This is a genomic window from Nannocystis bainbridge (assembly GCF_028368995.1).
GTDB classification, from domain to species: Bacteria; Myxococcota_A; Polyangia; order Nannocystales; family Nannocystaceae; genus Nannocystis; species Nannocystis bainbridge.
The window spans coordinates 467743-485321 of record NZ_JAQNDL010000001.1 but is presented as its reverse complement, the minus strand read 5'-3'; the positions used below and the strand labels follow the sequence as shown (position 1 = coordinate 485321).

Genomic DNA, 17579 nt, shown 5'->3' with positions numbered 1-17579 from the left:
GGGCAGGCCGCGAGCGGCTCCGCAGGGGCCGCCGCGCGCGGCGCATCACGGCCCGGGAGCGAGACCTGCTCGTGGAGCTGCGCGCCGCCTGCGACGAGCAGAACATTCAGCCTGACCGATCGACCATGCACGCCGCTCGCGGCGCCGTCATTCTTTCATGTCGAGGTCCGCAGGCTCCTGCGCGCTGAGCAGCCGCCCCAGGGTCTTGACGTCGATGCCGAGGCGGCGGGCTGCGTGCGCGCGGATGCCGTCGACCTGCTCCAGCACCCAGGTGGCGTATCGGCGCTGCATCTCTCGCATCGGCACGATCGCGTCGAACGCCGGGTGCGCGTCCGGGGGCGTGTTGAAGCTGCGAGGCAGGTCGGCCACCTCGATCGTCGCCCCGTGACCGAGCAGGATCAGACGCTCGATGGTGTGGGACAGCTCGCGGACGTTGCCGGGCCACGGGTGGGCGAGGAGCCGCTCGAGGGCCGCGAGAGAGAAGCTGCGGACCGGGCTGTCGGGGTAGCGCGCCCGGGCCTTGTCGAGGAAATGGTCGATGAGCTCCGGCAGGTCCCCGGTGCGCTCGCGCAGCGGCGGCAGCTCGAGCACGACGAGGTTGAGGCGGTACAGCAGATCCTCGCGGAACCGCCCGTCGCGGACGGCCTGCTCGAGGTCGCGGTTGGTGGCGGCGAGGATCCGGACGTCGATCGGCCGCTCCTTTGTGCCGCCGATCGGGCGGACCGCGCCGCGCTCGATCACGTGCAGCAGCTTGGCCTGCATCGGCAGCACCATCTCGCCGATCTCGTCGAGCAGGATGCTGCCGCCGTCGGCGGCAGAGAACAGACCGGCGGAGCTGGAGGTGGCCCCGCTGAACGCCCCACGCACGTGACCGAACAGCTCGCTCTCCAGCAAGTTCTCGGGCAGCGCGGCGCAGTTCAGGGCGACCAACGGCGCCGAGGCGCGACCGCTGCGCTGGTGGATGGTGGAGGCGACCAGGGTCTTGCCGGTGCCGGTCTCGCCGGTGATGAGGACCGGCGCCGACGTCCCGGCGACGCGGTCGATGATGCGGAACAGCTCCTGCATCGCCGCGCTGCCGCCGAGCAGGCCGGGCGGCCCCGGCTGGACGCGCAGGGCGTGGCGCAGCACCTCGGCCTCACGGCGGAGCTGGGCGTCCTCGAAGGCGCGACGGACGAAGATGAGGAGCTCGTCGACGCGGAACGGCTTCGCCAGGTAGTGGAAGGCGCCGCGGCGCACGGCCTCGATCGCGGTGTCGAGCGCGCTGTAGGCCGTCATCACGATCACGGGCAGCTGCGGGTTGAGGGCCCGCGCCTGGGCCAGCAGCGTGAGCCCGTCGGCCCCGGTCATGCGCAGGTCGGTCACCATCACGTCGAAGTTCGCCTCCGCGAGGTGCACCAGCGCCGCCTCGGCCGAGCGCGCCGCCGCGACCTCGAAGCCCTTCTCCGTCAATCCGTCGCTGAGGGCCTCGAGCATGTCGAGGTCGTCGTCAACCAGCAGGATGCGCGTCTTGTGCTTCGTCGGCGAGAGCATCGTCGGACATGGGTTCGGCCGGCAAGCGTAGCACGGCGTTCGTTCCGCCGCCGGAGCGCTCGTCGAGCCGGAGCTCGCCTCGGTGCATGCGCATGACCTCGCTGGCGATCGCCAGGCCGAGGCCCGTGCCCTCCGCCTTGGTGCTGAAGAACGGCTGCATGCGGCCGCGGATGGCCGGATCGATGCCTCCGCCGCGATCGCTGACCACGATCTCGAGCTGCGAGTCGCTCCGCGACGCGCCGAGTTCGACCTCTCCGCGCACGCGCGACGCGTCGCACGCGTTGAGCAGCAGGTTCGTCAACGCGTGCTCGAGCAGCCGCGCGTCGCCGTAGATCCACGGCAGCCCGGACAGCGACTGGACGCGCAGCGAGACGCCGGCGCGCTCGAACCGGTGCTCGACGCGGGCGACCGCGCTGCGGAGGACGTCGTCGGCCGGGAACCGCTCGTGCAGCGGGGCCGCGCCGCGGGCGATCGCCAGGAAGCCGCGCGCGCTCTCCCGGATCTTCGCCACCTGCTCGGTGATCGCCCGCGCGCCGCGGCGCGCACGATCGTCGTCGGCGTTGTTCTCGAGCTGCTCGGCGCGCATGGCGATCACGCCGAGCGGGGTCGACAGCTCGTGGGCGATGCCGGCGGCGAACGTCAACATGGTCGCGGCGCGGCCTTCGCGGGCGAGCTGGACCTCCTGCTGGGCCCGCATCGACTCGCGCGCCAGCATGCGCTCGAAGGCCCGCTCCTGGCGCTGCGTGCGGAGGAGGACCAACCCGAAGCCGAGCACCACGAGGCTGGCGAGGCTGACCATGACGATGGTCCGGGCGTAGCGACGGGCCTCGCGTGCGCGCTGGCGTTCGGTCGAGCTGACGACGGCGACGATCCACTCGCCGAACCGCGGATCGTCGACGCGGGACAGGCCGGCGACCGCGAGCTCCTCGGGCAGCCCGAGGCGATGCGCCTCGCTCGGGGTCAGCCACGCGCTGCTCTCGCCCGCCGTCGCGGCGTGGGCCACGCTCGGGATGTCCACGCGCACACCGTCGATGGTCCGCGGGTCCCCCGTCGCGGTCGCCCACACCAGCAGGCGGTGATCGGCGTCGTTGGCGATCGCGTCCTCGTGGAGCAGTTGGCGCGGCTCGATCACCAGCGAGGTGTCCTCGAAGCGCCACGCGCCGCCCTCGGCGTGACCGGCGCCCGCGGGCTCGTCGCCGCCGAGCGACGACAGGCCGGCCCTGAACTCCGACGCCAGCACCTCCGCCAGCACGCGCGGCTCGCGAGAGCTCTCGATGCGCGTCGTCGACACCAGCGAACGCTCGTCCATCACCCCGAGAGCGGCGATGACGCCGATTGCGAGCACCATCGCGGTCGTCAGCAAGCCCGTACGCCAGCGCTTGGAGCCGAGCGGGGACGCGTTCATGGCGGCCAAGAGAAGCACGGTCCGCGCCAATTGGGAAACCGCGCCAGGACGGCGGGGAGCGCGGACAGGGCGGGCATATTGCCGGGCCGCCGGGAAAATTTCCCAGGGTCGCGCGACCCTCGCCGCGGCGCGTCCCCGACGCTCGACGATCCAGGCTGCTCCCGCCCGCGGCGTGGTCTCGAGACCCTTGGCACACCGCTTGCTCCGGGTCCTGTCCGCGCGGACCGCCGCGCGCACGGAGGCCTCGTGCTTGATTCCACACCGCCACGACCCACGTATGCTCCGATCACGTTGCGCGACCTGGCGACGATCCCCCAGATCGCCGCGCTGCCCGCCGACACTCGCCTGCAGTTGACCGCAGTGGCCCGCGTCCTGCCGTTCCGGGTCAACCGATACGTCCTCGAAGAGCTCATCGATTGGCGGCGCGTCCCCGACGACCCGATCTATCAATTGACGTTTCCCCAGCCCGAGATGCTGGACGCCGGCGATCTGCAGGTCGTCGCCGATCTGCTGCGCGCCGAGGCGCCGGGCAGCGAGATCGAGGCGGCGGTGCGGCGGATCCAGCGCGGCCTCAACCCGCATCCGGCCGGGCAGATCACCCTCAACGTGCCGACGATGGACGGCCGGGCGGTGCGAGGGATGCAGCACAAGTACCGCGAGACCGTGCTGTTCTTCCCGGCGCAGGGACAGACGTGCCACGCGTACTGTACGTACTGCTTCCGCTGGCCGCAGTTCGTCGGCCTCGACGATCTCAAGTTCGCCGCGCGAGAGGCCGAACAGCTGGTGGAGTACCTGCGCCGCCACCCGGAGGTGACGGACGTGCTCATCACGGGCGGTGACCCGCTGGTGATGCGCACGGCGGCGCTGCGCCGCACGATCGAGCCGCTGCTCGAGGCCCGACTGCCCGGGCTGACCACCATCCGGATCGGCACCAAGGCGCTGGCGTACTGGCCGTACCGGTTCACCAGCGACGCGGACGCGGACGACCTCTTGCGGCTGTTCGAGGAGGTGAACGAGCGAGGCATGCACCTGGCATTGATGGCTCATTCGTCGCACCCGCGCGAGTTCGAGACGTCGGCCGCGATCGCGGCGATTCGGCGCGTGCGCTCGACGGGCGCGGTGATCCGCTGCCAGGCGCCGCTGATCCGCCGGGTCAACGACGATCCGGGCGTATGGGCGCAGTTGTGGCGGGCGCAGGTGGGGCTGGGCGCGGTGCCGTATTACATGTTCATCGAGCGCGACACCGGCCCGAAGGAGTACTTCAAGGTCCCGCTCGCGCGGGCGCTGGCCATCTTCACCGACGCGCAGCGGCATGTGTCGGGCCTCTGTCGCACCGCCCGCGGCCCGTCCATGTCGGCCACCCCGGGGAAGGTCGCCATCGACGGCGTGGTCGAGTCTGACGGGAAGCTGTGCTTCTCGCTGCGGATGCTGCAGGGGCGCGATCCGGCGTGGGTGGGCCGCACCTTCCTCGCCGAGTACGACGAGCGCGCGGCCTGGCTCGACGAGCTGCGCCCGGCCGGCGGTGAGCCGGAATTCTTCTACCAGCGAGCGCTGCGCGACGCGCAACGGAGGTGACGACATGTGCGGAATCATTGCAGTATTCGGCAACGTCGACGGCCACGTCGCGGCCGCCGCGGAGTCGGCGGCGACGCGGCTGGCCCATCGAGGCCCCGACGGCAGCGGCTTGTGGATGCGCCTCGGCAGCGCGGTGCTCTGCCACCGACGACTCGCCATCATGGACCCCGCGCAGGGCAAGCAGCCGATCCTCGGGCGTGACGGCGCCGCGGTGATCCACAACGGCGAGATCTACAACTTCCGCGCGCTCGCTCGGGAGCTCGCCGGCTCGGGACGTCAGTGCGTCAGCGGCTCGGACAGCGAGGTCCTCGCGCATCTCTACGAGGAGCGGGGGGAGGCGTGCGTCGAGGCGCTGGACGGGATCTTCGCCTTCGCCGCCGTGCATGGCGACGATTGGCTCGTCGCCCGCGACCCGATCGGCATCAAGCCGCTCTACTACGGCCGCGACCGCGCCGGCAACCTGTGGTTCGCGTCGGAGCTCAAGGCGCTGATCGACAATTGCGTGTCGTTCGAGGTGTTCCCGCCCGGCCACCTCATGACGCGCAGCGGCGGCCTGCGTCGCTGGTACGCGCCCGCCTGGCTGCGCGGCGAGGGGGGCGAGGTCGGCGATCCGTCTCGGCTGCGCCAGCGGCTGAGCGACGCGGTCGAGAAGCGGCTGATGAGCGACGTGCCGCTCGGGTTGCTGCTGTCGGGGGGGCTCGACTCGAGCCTGATCGCCGCGCTCGCTACCCGGCTCGTGCGCGCCCGCGATCCTCGCGCGGAGGTCCATAGCTTCGCCATCGGCGTCGACAAGGACGCGCCCGACCTGTGCGCGGCCCGGCAGGTCGCCCAATTCCTCGGCACCACGCACCACGAGGTGTTGTTCCGCGTGGAGGATGGGATCGCCGCGCTCGACGACATCATCCGCCACGTCGAATCGTATGACATCCCCACGATTCGGGCCAGCATCCCGATGTATTTCCTGAGCCGCTATATCCGCGACCAGGGCGTGAAGGTCGTGCTATCAGGCGAGGGCTCCGACGAGATCTTCGGCGGCTATCTCTATTTCTATTACGCCGAAGATCCGGAGGAGCTGCGCCGCGAGACGATCGCGCGCGTCGCCAACCTCCACCTCAGCGACGTCCTGCGCGCCGACAAGAGCACGATGGCGCACGGGGTGGAGGCGCGGGTCCCGTTCCTCGACCTCTCCTTCCTCGACCTGGCGATGTCGCTGTCGCCCGAGCTCAAGCAGCCGCGGAGCGCGAGCCCCGGCGTCGAGGGGCGGGTCGAGAAGTGGCTGCTGCGCCAGGCTTTCGCCGACGAGGCCGATCCGCTGCTCCCCGCGTCGGTGCTGTGGCGACAGAAGGAGCAGTTCTCCGACGGCGTCGGCTACGGCTGGGTCGACGCGTTGCGGACGCACGCCGAGCGCGTGGTGACCCCGAGCGAGCTGGCGCGAGCCGCGGAGCGGTTCCCGTACGCCACGCCCGCCACCGCGGAGGCGTACGTCTACCGCGAGCGCTTCGAGGCGCTGTTCCCCGGCGAACACGCGGCGCGGTGCATCGTCCGGTGGACGCCGCGCTGGCAGGCCGACAGCGATACCTCGGGACGCGCCAACCCGTTTCATCGCGGCCCATGACCGCGCGAGCCCAGGACTGGGCGGCGTCGCTGAGGCCGTCGAGGCCCATGCGGCTCGACGCGCGGGCGAGCGCGCGTTGCTCGGCGCGCTCGCCCGGCGCACACTCGGGGGTGCATGGAGCGGATCACCTCGGTCGAAGGCCTCGAGCGCGTCGTCGGTTCGCGTCCGCTCGGTTCGCTGATGAAGTCGATCGACGCGCTCGACGACAACTGCGTGCGGCTGATCGCCGCGTGCACCTTCGTGGTCGTCGGCTTCGTCGACGACGAGGGCCGGCCGCGCACGACGGCGCTCGGCGGACCTGCGGGCTTCGTCGAGGTGCTGGACGCCGGGCGGCTGCGTCTGCCGCTGCACGAGCCGATCGCGCCGAGCTCGCAGGTCGGCTGCGGGCTGCTGCTGCTCATCCCCGGCCTCGGCGAGACCTTGCGGGTCAACGGGGTCGGCCGGCGCGACGGAGACGCGCTGCTGCTGGAGGTCGAGGAGGCGTTCGCCCATTGCGCCAAGGCGCTGCTGCGCTCGTCGCTGTGGGGCGAGGCCGCGGCGGGCGACGATGGCGGCCCGCTCGGCGAGGCGCAGCGCGGGCCGCTGGCGGACGCGGAGGTGCTGGCGTTCCTGGCCCGCGCACCGCTGGTGACGCTGAGCTCGTGGGACGCCGCTGGGGCGGCCGACGTGAGCCCCAAGGGCGACCCCGCGGGCTTTCTCCGGATCGTCGGCGACAGCGGCCTGGCGGTCCCCGAGCGCCCGGGCAATCGCCGCACCGATACGTTTCACAACGTGATCGAGCAGTCGCGGGTGGCCTTGCTGGCATTGGTGCCGGGCGACGGCCGCGTGCTCGAGGCGAGCGGGTCGGCCTGGCTCACCGCCGATCCACCGCTGCTGACGAGCATGCGCGTCGCCGGCAAGACGCCGAAGCTGGCGCTGGTGCTCGCGGTGACGGCGGTCCGCCTGGCCGAGAGCCCAGCGATCGTGGCGTCGGGGCTGTGGGACCGCTCGCGCCACGCGGACCGGGCGGCGCTGCCCGAGATGAGCCGGGTGTTCGTCGAGCACGTCAAGCGCAACAAGGAGCGCGGGCTGGCGGCGAAGCTGCTGCGCAAGCTGGCGTCGCCGTGGGTGATGAACGCGGCGCTCGCCCACGACTACGAGAAGAATCTCTATTGAGGGGGCGCGGACCGACCTGTCCGAAGCGACAGGCCATGTCTCGAGAGACTGGTTAATTTCGGGTAGCGAGGGTCGAATTTCGAAGGACGTCGTCCTCGACATGTCCCGAGGGACATGTAAAGCCCGAGACACGCGAGTCGCTCTCCGAAGGATGATGCGCGATCGACATGTCCCGGGGGACATGACACGCCCGGCTCACGCCGGGTCGCAGGTCACGACCGCGTCGCGCAGCTCGTAGCTGAGCAGCATCTCTGACCAGCCGACGTCCGGGGCGCGGGCGAGGCGGACGCCGGGGACGCGCAGCAGGGCGTCGAGGAACATGCGGGTCTCGTGGAGCGCGACCTGCTTGCCGGGGCAGTGGTGGGCGCCGGCGCCGAAGCTGAGGTAGGCGCCGTTGGTCTTCATGCGCTGGGCCCGGTCGGGATCGAGGGTGCGCGGGCATGGGCCAACGGCGGCCTCGTCCTCGTGGATCGCCCGCAGGTCGAGCGCATACTTGTGCCTGTCCGCGCCGGCGGCGTCGCCGTCGCGGCGGTAGAGCAGCGAGGCGATCGGCTCGAGGCGGAGGATCTCGTTGAGGATGGCGAACTGACGCGCCTCGTCGCCGGCGAGGAAGTCGGCGCGCAGCTCCGGCCGATCGAACAGGTGCCAGGCGCACATGACGATGAACTCGCGCGTGGTCACCATGCCGGCGGCGGCGTAGGTCATGCACTCGGTGAGGATGGCCCGCTGCGTGGCGCCCCGGGCCAGCAGCTCGGAGAGGAGGTCGTCCTTTGGCGCCTTGCGACGGGACCGCAGGGCAGGGGTGATGTCGTGGACGTAGAAGCCGAGCATGGCCCGGCCCTTGCGCAGGCCGGCGGCGACCCTGCCGAGCAGGTTGATGCGGTGGTGCCAGCCGGCGGACAGCATCATCGAGAGCCGGCGCGCCATCTTCGGCATGTCGCTGTCGGTGAGCCCGACGATGTTGGCCGCGACCGCGACCGTGAGCTCGAAGCTGATGACGTCGAGCTGGGCCCGGCCGTCGCGCCGGAGCTGCCCGAGCAGCCGCGCCGTCTCGCGCTCGATGATCGCGTGGTAGCGGCTGGTGATCGCCTTGGGCGTGAAGAAGCGGGCGATGCTGGTGCGCTTGTCCCGGTGCGGCGCGCCGTCGAGGAAGAACACCGGGGCCTTGTCCGGGTCGCTGGTGTCGACGAACTCCGCGCCGGCGCCGCCCTGCAGCAGGTCGCGGTCGAGCAGGACCTCGCGCGCCCGCTCAAAGGCGCGGATATGCTCGGCGCCGCTCTCGATCTTCATCCGCCGGGTGACGACGGCCGCGCTCTTGCTGTCGTTGCGGGTGGAATTGAAGGGACATTTCGCAGCAGAATCCACGCTCATCGCCAGCCAGCTCCCCGTCTCGGGTTATGAGACACACTGTATCATAAATGGTCTCCGACGCCTCAGCAACCGATGCCCGGCAGGTGCGCACCCGCGCCAAGCTGCTGCGCGCGATGCTCGCGCTGCTCGAACGCGAGCCGTTCGAGGCCATCACGGTGCGCGCGCTGGCGGCCGAGGCGGGGGTCGGCTACGCGACCTTCTTCCGCCACTACCCGGACAAGGAGGCGCTGCTCGACGACCTCGCGGCCGACGAGATCGCCGGGCTGCTGGGGGCCGCGATGCCGCTGTTTTCGGCCGAGAACACGGGCCGCGCCTGCGTCGCGCTGTTCGAGTTCGTGTCGCGGCGGCGGGCGCTGTGGCGGGCGCTGCTGACGGGCGGGGCGGCGCCGCGGCTGCGCGAGCAGTTCGTGGGCCAGGCGCGCGCCCTGGCGGCGGATTTCGGGGCGCCGGCGACGGGCGACAGCCCGATCGATCTGCGGGTCACGTTCGCGACCTCGGCGACGATCGAGATCATCGGCTGGTGGTTGCGCCAGCCGGAGCCGCTGCCGATCGAGACGATCGCGGGGAGCCTCGATCGGCTGGTCATCACGCCGACCGTCGCGGAGCGCTAGCGTGCCGGGGCCGCGAGCCTCGAGCTACGATGGCGCCATGACCCGGTCGTATGGATTGATTTGCGCTGTGGCGACATGCCTGGGCGTCGCGGCCTGTCCCGGTTCGACGAAGCAGGAGCCCACCACGGAGGGCCCGGGCGATTCGACGACGACGACGAGCGCGGGCGGCAGCGACGGCACCACCGCCGACGCGCCGACCACCGACGGCTCCACGAGCACCACCGGCGGGGCGATGGCGCGGGCCTGTGATCGCTACGCTGCGGCCGCGCGCGCTGGCGTCGAGCAATACTGTCCGTGCGCCGTCGAGTTCGGGTTCGACCCCGACGTGGCGACCTGCGAGGAAGGGCGCGACCCCGACAGTGACGGGTATGTCGCCTGCCTGTGCGAGCTCGAGGCGGCGGAGCCGATGCACGCGGCGTACGTGGATTGCCGGACGGCCGCCGAGCTCGCCTATCACGAGTGCATGGCGCCCGTCACGTGCGAGCAATACGACACCCAGCCCGAGTGGGACTGCTCCGGCGCGTTCTCCGGCGCGTACAGTGCCTGCGGCAAGCAGTTCCCGGCCGCCACGGTAGCGATCGAGGGGCAATGCGAGGACTCGCCGCCCTTCACCTGCGAATCCGGCGATGTCGTGCCGGGGACGTTCATCTGCGACGGCGAGGCGGATTGCGCGGACATGTCCGACGAAGCCGAGACGCTGTGCCAGTTCTGAGGTGAGCCGCGGCCGGTCCGCACGAGCGGGCGCGAGCGCAGCGTGCGGCCTCTCGGGCTGCGCGACCGTGAGGCGTGCGGCGGGCCTCACGCGGACGAGGCCCGCGGGCGTGACTGCGCGTGCGCGTGACGCACGACGCGGGCGCGTGACGGCGGGGCGGCTGTGCTGGTATGGGGACGGCCCGCCCGATGCAGCCGCCGCCCGAAGAGCCGCGCGTGACCCGCTTCTGGCCGTTCATGTTCGCCCTGTTCGTCGGGTCGTTCATGTCGGTGCTCAGCTCGAGCACGATCACGATCGCCATCCCCGAGCTGCAGCGCTACTTCGGCGCCGAGCTGTCGCTGCTGCAGTGGACGCTGACCGGCTTCATGCTGGCGATGGGGACCAGCGCGCCGCTGACCGGCTACCTCGGCGGGCGCTTCAGCTTCAAGCGGCTGTACGTGGCGAGCCTGGTCGGCTTCACGCTGACTTCGGTGCTGTGCGGGATGGCCTGGGACACGCGCTCGCTGGTGGCGTTTCGCTTCGTCCAGGGGGCGTTCTGCGGCGCCATCATGCCGGTGACGATGACGCTCATCTACCAGCTTTTGCCGCGCGAACGGCAGGCGCTGGCGGCCAGCCTGTGGAGCCTTTCGGCCAGCCTGGCGCCGGCGTTCGGGCCGACGTTCGCCGGCTGGCTGATCACGCTGGCCGACTGGCGCTGGCTGTTCTTCATCAATGTGCCGCTCGGCGTGCTCGCGGTGGCGCTGGCCAACCGGACCATCCCGTACTACCGCCTGCAGGCGCCGCAGGCGTTCGACCTGCCGGGGCTCGTCACGGTGATCACGGGCACGCTGGCGCTGCTGATCGCGCTGAGCCAGGGGCGCGAGTGGGGCTGGACGAATGGCAGCACCGTGGGGCTGCTGCTGCTCGGGACGCTGTCGCTGGTGGGGTTCGTGGTCCGCGAGCTGCGCACGCGCCACCCGCTGCTCGACCTGCGGGTGCTGACGAATCGCCGCTATCTGGTGACGCTGATCGTGGCGTCCATCATCACGATCAGCCTGTACTCGGGCGCGTTCCTGGTGCCGGTGTTCCTGCAGACGGTGCAGGGGGTGACGCCGCTGGCGACCGGGCTGATCCTGCTGCCGGCGTCGCTGGCGATGGCGCTGCTGATGCCGGTGGTCGGGCGCGTGTACGGCCGGATCGGTCCGCGCGCGCTGATGACGGCCGGGGTGCTGATGATCGCGGGCGGCACGTTCGCCCTGAGCCGCCTGACGCCCGAGGTGTCGCAGACCTACGTGCTGCTGTGGATGCTGGTGCGCAACGTGGGCATCTCGCTGGCGATGATGCCGGCCAGCAACGCGGGGATGGAGGAGATCCCGCGCGAGCTCAGCGGCCACGCGTCGTCGATCAGCAACTGGCTGCGCAACGTGTTCGGGGCGTTCTCGATCGCCATCTTCACGTCGCTGCTGGCGCTGTTCTCGGCCCGGGCGGCCGAGTCGCTGGCGGGGCAAGGGGTGACGGAGCCCGGGAGGATCGCCGAGCTGTCGCTGGTGGCCGGCATCAACGATGTGTACCTGGTGGCGACGATCGTGGCGCTGGTGGCAGTGCCGCTGAGCCTGGCGATCCGCAAGGCTCCCGCGCGGTGAAGTCATTGCGCCAGTGACTGACTCGGGGTCGCCGCAGGGGGGCGCGGAGCGGGTGGCAGTCACCGCGGTCCGGGGACCGACGCGATCGGCTGCGCTCGAGATCACGTCGCCGCGGGCTCGACCCGGGTGTGCGCGAGAATGATGGCTGTCGGCGGGACGATGACAGCGTCGACGCCGGTCGAAACGATGTTCGTCGATGGACCGGCGCGGGCTCCCGGGGCGCGTACGGCGGGCTGTGCGCTGGTGCGGCCGAGGCGCCGCAGCGCGGGCTTGCGCGGCCTCTGTTAGTGTTCTCGACTGGTGAACGCTCCATTCGAGTCCCCTCGTAGCGACAGCATGGACGCCACGCTGGCGGCGGATATCGCCGCCGTGGCGGCCATCCCCATGGTGGCGCCGATCTTGCGCGTCATCGCCGACGTCACGGGGATGCGCTTCGTCTGCGTCGCGCGCGTGACCGAGGACTCGTGGGCCGCCTGCGCGGTGCTCGATCGCATCAAAGTCGGCATCAAGCCCGGCGACCCGCTCGACGTGACGACGACGCTGTGTCGCAAGGTACGGACCCAGCAGGCGCCGGTGGTCATCAATCACGCCTCCCTCGACCCTGAATATTGCGATCACCCGACACCGAAGCTTTACAACATCGAGAGCTACCTGTCGTTCCCGCTCTACCGGGCCGACGGCAGCTATTTCGGCAGCCTGTGCGCCATCGATCCGCTGCCCCGCACGGTGTCGGATCCGGCGATCCTGCGAACCATGTCGATGTTCGCCCAGCTCATCTCGCTGCAGATCGACGGCGAGAAGCGGCACGCCGGGGCCCGCACGCCGGTGCAGCACGAGCGCGAGACCGCCGAGCTGCGCGAGCAATTCATCGCGGTGCTCGGCCACGACGTTCGCACGCCGCTGGCGTCGATCGTGACGGGCGCCGAGCTGCTGCGGCGGATGGCGCTGGCCCCGGAGTCGATGCAGGTGGTCGAGCGGATCGGCCGCAGCGCCGGGCAGGTCGCGGCGCGGATCGACGATGTCCTCGACTTCACCCGCGGGCGCATGGGCGGCGAGATGGCGGTCGAGCGCCGCGCGAGCGGGCAGCTGCGAGCCGAGCTGTACCAGGTCATCGCCGAGCTGCAGAGCGCGCACGCCGAGCGGTCGGTCCAGGCCCGCATCGAGGTGCCCGTGCCGGTGATGTGTGACAGCCGGCGCCTGGCCCAGCTGCTGGCGAACCTGCTGAAGAACGCGCTGGTCCACGGGGCCCCCGACCAACCGGTCGATGTGCTGGCGTTCGCCGACGAGGCGAGGTTCGTGCTGTCGGTGACCAATCGCGGGCCGGCGATCCCGGACGACGAGCAGGTGCGGCTGTTTCAGCCGTTCCGTCGCGGGGCCCGCAAGCGGCCGGGAGAGGGCCTCGGGCTCGGGCTCTACATCGCCGCCGAGATCGCGCGGTCGCACGGGGGGCGGCTCGACGTGCACTCGGACGAGGAGTCGACCTGCTTCACGTTCACGATGCCGACGGCGAGCGGGGCCGGCTGACCGCCGGCGCTGTGGGCAATGACTGCGCGAGAGAATGCCAGGTCATGGACAGGACCGCGGGGCGAGCGAGCCCGGCTGGAAACCCAATGGATTCGGATCGGGATAGCGCTATCGGCGCATACCTGCGGCGAGCCGCGAATGGAACGGCAAATTCCCCCGCCGCGGGCCCCACGGGGGTCGTCGGCGGGGCGGGCGATTGCCAGTCCGTACATACCCGCCACAGTTCGGCGCATGAACCAGGTTTCCGAGGAGCAGGCGACGGACGTTCGCGCCTGGCTGGGCAATCTTTCGCGTGAGCTGTTCCAGACCGAGCAATCGGCGCAGCGTCACCCCATCATCGAAGCGGAGCGCCTGGGCGATGTCCCGCCGGCGCGGATCTTCCGAGCGATCGCCGCGCACGCCGAGTCGGCGCTGGCGGAGCTGCCGGGGCTGATCGAGCGCCACGAGCTGCCGGTCAGCACGGGCGGCCGCGCGGTGGGCTCGGCGTTCTCGGTGGTCCGCAATCAGGTCGCGGACCTGTTCCTCAGCCTCGAGCGCTCGTATCGCGGCACGCTGCTGGGCGTGCGCCACGGGATCGATCTGGTGACGCTGTTCGAGCAGGTGGCCCGCCGCGACGGCGCGGTCGAACTCGCCGACTGGTGCGTCGCCTGGCTCGAGCGGCGGCAGGCGCTGGTGGTCGAGGCCGAGCACGCGCTCGAGTGGTTCGCGGCGCATCCGGAGCGGGCGCTCGAGGCGGCGACGCACCGGCCGCTGGCGCGAGCGTTCCGGGCCGCGGTGGCGGGCATCGAGCACATCGCCGAGTACACGCGCCGGTCGACGCGGCCGCGCGCGCCGGTCACCGCCGCGGAGTCGCGGCACTGACAGTGGCGCGCGCGACTGTCCGGGCCGCGGAGTCGCGGCATTGACGGCCGCGCGCGCGATTGTTTGTGTTGCGGAGTCGCGGCATTGATGGTCGCGCGCGCCGGTCCGTGCCGTGGAGTCGCGGCATTGACGGTCGCGCGCGCCGGTCCGTGCCTCGGAGTCGCGTCTCGGACAATCGCGCGAGCGCCGGCGCCTCACGCCGCGGCGTTCAGCGGTCGGCGAGGGCGCCGGCGACGACGCGGGCCATCGCGGCGATGTCGAACGGCTTGCTCAAGAAATGCCGGGTGTCGATCAGCCGCTCGACCTCCTGCATGTCGGCGTAGCCGCTGGCGACCACCACCGGCATCGCCGCGCCGCGCCCCCGCGCGGCCAGGATGAACTCGGCGCCGTTCATGCCGGGCATGGCGTAGTCGACGAACAGCAGGTCCGGCATGCCCTGCTCGAGGCTGACCAGGCCATCCTCGGCGCTGGCGACCGCGCACACGCCGTAGCCGAGCGAATGCAGGCCCTCGACCACCGCGCGCCGGACCTCCTCGTCGTCCTCGACCACGAGGATCTGGAAGCGCCGGGCCGGCCGCTGCGAGCCCGAAGTCGGCTCGGGGCGCGTATCGACCTCGTCGGGCTTGGCTTGCAGCGGCAGCAGGATCTCGACCGTCGTGCCCGCCCCGGGCGCGCTCCGGACCCGCGCCGTGCCGCCCGACTGCTTGGCGAACCCGTAGACCTGCGACAGCCCCAGGCCGGTGCCCTTGCCGACCGGCTTGGTGGTGAAGAACGGCTCGAAGATCTTGCCGAGCAGGTCGGCCGGGATGCCGACGCCGTCGTCGCGCACCGAGATCACGACGTAGCTGCCGGTCGGCAGCTCGGTGCCCGCGCCGTCGCTCGCGCCCGCGTGCACGTGGAGCTGGCCGCCGCCCGGCATCGCGTCGCGGGCGTTCATGCTCAGGTTGAGCACCGCCATCTCGAGCTGGTTGGCGTCGACGAACGCGTGCAGCTCTTCGGGGCCGGTCGTCATCTCGAGGTTGATGTTCGAGCCGAGCGCGAGGGTCAGCAGGTCGCGCATGTCGAGCAGGACGGCGCGGATGTCGTTGGTGCGCGGCAGCATGGACCGCCGGCGCGCGAACGCCAGCAGCTGGCCGGTGAGGCGGGCGCCGCGGCTCACCGCGTCCTTGGCCCGCTGGTTGGTGGCGTGGATGTTCTCGTCCTCGGTCATGAGGTCGACGAGGTCGAGGTTCATGCTCACGACGTGGAGCAGGTTGTTGAAGTCGTGGGCGATGCCGCCGGTGAGCTGGCCGAGCGCCTCCATCTTCTGCGACTGGGTCAGGGCCGACTGGGCCCGCTCGCGCTCGGCGATCTCGGCGGTCAGGCGGTCGTTGGCGCTGGCGAGCGCCGCGGTGCGCTGGGCGATCCGCGTCTCGAGCAGGGCGTTGGCCTGATCGACCTCGGCCCGCGCCGCGGCCAGCTCGCTCCAGTGCGAGCGCATCGCGTACTGCCGCTGGCGCGCGCGCACGGCCGACTTGGCGGCGCTGACCAGGGTCTCGGCGTTGAGCGGCCGCTCGAGCAGGACGAGGTTGCCGAGCTCGCGCAGGGCCGCCGATGCGCCGGCGGTGCGGCCCCGGGCGTGGCCCACGGCGAGGATGATGAACGGGAAGTCGGACCACGCCGGCTGCCGCGCCAGCCAGTCGCGCAGGCCGACGTGCGACCCCGCGCCCATGGCCTCTTCGGTGAGGATGGCGCACGCGGCCCCCTCGTCGAGCCGCGTCAACAGCTCGCCCTGGTCCGCGCACACCGCGACCTCCAGGGCGCCCGACCGCAGCACCCCCGTCACGACCTCGGCGTCGCGCCCCCGGGGTGTGTAGATGAGGACGCGCTGCTCCAACCCGCTCAACCCTTGGCCGCGCCCTTGCCGTCGCGGTCGGCCAGCAGCGGACGCACGCCGTCGTAGTGGGGGACGCCGCCGAGCACGCCCTGGAAGTCGAGCAAGATGTCGCCGATCTCGATGCCGCGGGCCGTCAGCCGGAACTCGCGGATCGTCGACTCGTGGGGGTTGGTGCGGCTCTTGGTGACAGACATCGCCTTGAGCAGCCGCCCGCGCGCCTCGAAGTAGCGGAACAGCAGCATCGAATCGCTGAGATAACTGAGGTCGACGTCCGTGCGGCCCTCGCCGAGCACGCCGTGCTGGCCCAGGATGAGGAGCGTGATGACCCCCTTCTGGTTGAGGTAGGCGAGCAGCTCGTGCATCTGCAACACCAGGAAGCGGCTGCCCGGCATGGCGTGCAAGTAAGCGTTGAGGCTGTCGATGACCACCGTCTGCGCGCCGGCCTCGACGGCCTCGCGCACCCGGTGGGCGAACTCCCCGGCCGACATCTCCGCCGGGTCGAGCTGGACCAGCTCGAGCGTCCCGGACTCGATGTACTTGCCGACTTCGATGCCCAGCGCCGTCGCCCGCTTCAGCATGATCGACAGGCTCTCGTCGAAGAGATAGAAGGCGCACCGCTCGCCGCGCTCGAGGGCCGCCTGGACGCAGGCGAGCGCGGTGGTGGTCTTGCCGGCGCCGGCCGGCCCGCTGAACAGGACGCTCGTCCCGCGGCTGAGGCCGCCGCCGAGGAGGCTGTCGAGACCCCGGTTGCCGCTCGAGACCATGGTGTGCTCGACGCCGGCGCGGTGCTCCGAGGCCACGAGCCGCGGGTAGACCTCGATGCCGCCGGTGCGGATCTCGTAGTCGTGATCGCCGCCGCGATACTTGAGGCCCCGCAGCTTGCTCACCCGCAGGCAGCGGCGCTCGGGCCCGTACTGGTGGGTGTGCTGCTCGAGGCCGAGGACGCCGTGGGCGATGCTGTGCAGCTGCAAGTCCTGCTGCGCGCTGGTCCGGTCGTCGAGCATGATGACGGTGCACTGCTTGCGGGCGAAGATGTGCTTGAGCGCGAGGATCTGCCGGCGATAGCGCAGCGGATCTTGGGCCAGCATCCGCATCTCGGACAGGCTGTCGAACACGACCCGCGTCGGCTGCTCCCGCTCGATCGCCCGGAGCACGCCGTCGACGGTCTCCCCGAGCTCGACCTCGGACGGGTGGAGGATCGTCTGCGCCGCGTCGGGGCTCAGATGGTCGGGCGAGAGCAGCTCGAACACGCGGATGCCGTCGAGCGACCAGCCATGCGAGGCGGCGACGATCTCGAGCTCGCTGCGTGTCTCGGACAGGGTGATGTAGAGCCCGACCTCGCCGCGGTCCCGGCCTTCGAGCAGGAACTGCAGGCCGAAAGTGGTCTTTCCCGAGCCCGGCGCCCCCTCGAAGAGGTACAGGTGATCCCGCGGGAGACCCCCGCCGAGGATGTCGTCGAGGCCGGAGATCCCGGTCGGCGCGCGCGGCTGCGAGAAGGCTGTGGGGACGGTTCGGCTCATACGACCAAGCGGGTGGTACTCGCTGTATGATGCGTTCGGCAACGCGAGCAACCCCGGTTCTTCGTCACGCTGCACGTCCTCGACAGTGAGCGGACGTCCCGCGTGGCGGCATGCGTTCGCGGGCATCGCGCTGGCAAGCGAACCGGGATCCTCACGTGCCGAGGCGGGAAATGCCCCACGTTCCGCGGCCGTGGGTGAGGTG

13 protein-coding genes are annotated in these 17579 nt (G+C 71.3%); 8 read left to right on the top strand and 5 right to left on the bottom strand.

Going from position 1 to position 17579, the window contains the following annotated elements:
* Positions 1-147 precede the first annotated feature (147 nt).
* Both POL25_RS01900 and POL25_RS01895 read right to left on the bottom strand, forming a co-directional pair.
* Positions 148-1530, bottom strand: coding sequence for a sigma-54-dependent transcriptional regulator (locus POL25_RS01900; RefSeq protein WP_272084049.1), 1383 nt, complete (start codon positions 1528-1530; stop codon positions 148-150).
* Positions 1487-2935 (bottom strand): sensor histidine kinase, encoded by a 1449-nt coding sequence (locus tag POL25_RS01895; RefSeq protein ID WP_272084048.1) that lies wholly within the window; start codon positions 2933-2935, stop codon positions 1487-1489. The genes POL25_RS01900 and POL25_RS01895 overlap by 44 nt, the downstream gene beginning before the upstream one ends.
* A 291-nt stretch (positions 2936-3226) precedes the next feature.
* Between POL25_RS01895 and POL25_RS01890 the strand changes: the two genes are divergently transcribed.
* The 3 genes from POL25_RS01890 to POL25_RS01880 all read left to right on the top strand — a co-directional run bounded on the left by POL25_RS01890 (position 3227) and on the right by POL25_RS01880 (position 7280).
* Positions 3227-4510, top strand: a complete 1284-nt coding sequence (locus POL25_RS01890; protein ID WP_272084047.1) for a KamA family radical SAM protein — start codon at positions 3227-3229, stop codon at positions 4508-4510.
* Positions 4511-4514: 4 nt separating this feature from the next.
* Positions 4515-6125, top strand: coding sequence for an asparagine synthase B (gene asnB, locus POL25_RS01885; RefSeq protein ID WP_272084046.1), 1611 nt, complete (start codon positions 4515-4517; stop codon positions 6123-6125).
* A 114-nt stretch (positions 6126-6239) separates the two neighbouring features.
* On the top strand, positions 6240-7280 hold the full coding sequence (locus tag POL25_RS01880; protein ID WP_272084045.1) for a pyridoxamine 5'-phosphate oxidase family protein: 1041 nt from the start codon (positions 6240-6242) through the stop codon (positions 7278-7280).
* 195 nt (positions 7281-7475) lie between these two features.
* Here POL25_RS01880 and POL25_RS01875 read toward each other — a convergent pair whose 3' ends face one another.
* Positions 7476-8651 carry a cytochrome P450 gene (locus POL25_RS01875; protein ID WP_272084044.1) on the bottom strand — a complete coding sequence of 392 codons (1176 nt, stop codon included), beginning with the start codon at positions 8649-8651 and terminating at the stop codon, positions 7476-7478.
* 83 nt (positions 8652-8734) lie between these two features.
* On the opposite strand from POL25_RS01875, the gene POL25_RS01870 reads away from it, so the two are divergent.
* From POL25_RS01870 to POL25_RS01850, 5 genes are all read left to right on the top strand, one after another.
* The gene (locus POL25_RS01870) at positions 8735-9262 is read left to right on the top strand and encodes a TetR/AcrR family transcriptional regulator (RefSeq protein WP_272084043.1); all 528 of its coding nucleotides are present in this window, start codon (positions 8735-8737) and stop codon (positions 9260-9262) included.
* A 67-nt stretch (positions 9263-9329) separates the two neighbouring features.
* On the top strand, positions 9330-9974 hold the full coding sequence (locus POL25_RS01865) for a low-density lipoprotein receptor class A repeat-containing protein (RefSeq protein WP_272084042.1): 645 nt from the start codon (positions 9330-9332) through the stop codon (positions 9972-9974).
* 215 nt (positions 9975-10189) lie between these two features.
* On the top strand, positions 10190-11596 hold the full coding sequence (locus POL25_RS01860) for a DHA2 family efflux MFS transporter permease subunit (RefSeq protein WP_272084041.1): 1407 nt from the start codon (positions 10190-10192) through the stop codon (positions 11594-11596).
* A 300-nt stretch (positions 11597-11896) separates the two neighbouring features.
* Positions 11897-13120: a GAF domain-containing sensor histidine kinase gene (locus POL25_RS01855; protein WP_272084040.1), complete on the top strand. Its 1224-nt coding sequence runs from the start codon at positions 11897-11899 to the stop codon at positions 13118-13120.
* A 231-nt stretch (positions 13121-13351) separates the two neighbouring features.
* Positions 13352-13981 (top strand): hypothetical protein, encoded by a 630-nt coding sequence (locus POL25_RS01850; RefSeq protein ID WP_272084039.1) that lies wholly within the window; start codon positions 13352-13354, stop codon positions 13979-13981.
* Between the two features lie 208 nt (positions 13982-14189).
* Here the strand turns inward: POL25_RS01850 and POL25_RS01845 are convergent, their stop codons facing one another.
* Positions 14190-15857: an ATP-binding protein gene (locus POL25_RS01845; RefSeq protein ID WP_272084038.1), complete on the bottom strand. Its 1668-nt coding sequence runs from the start codon at positions 15855-15857 to the stop codon at positions 14190-14192.
* 5 nt (positions 15858-15862) lie between these two features.
* A complete protein-coding gene (locus POL25_RS01840; protein WP_272084037.1) occupies positions 15863-17377 on the bottom strand; it encodes an ATPase domain-containing protein in 1515 nt (504 codons plus the stop codon).
* Positions 17378-17579: the final 202 nt, after the last annotated feature.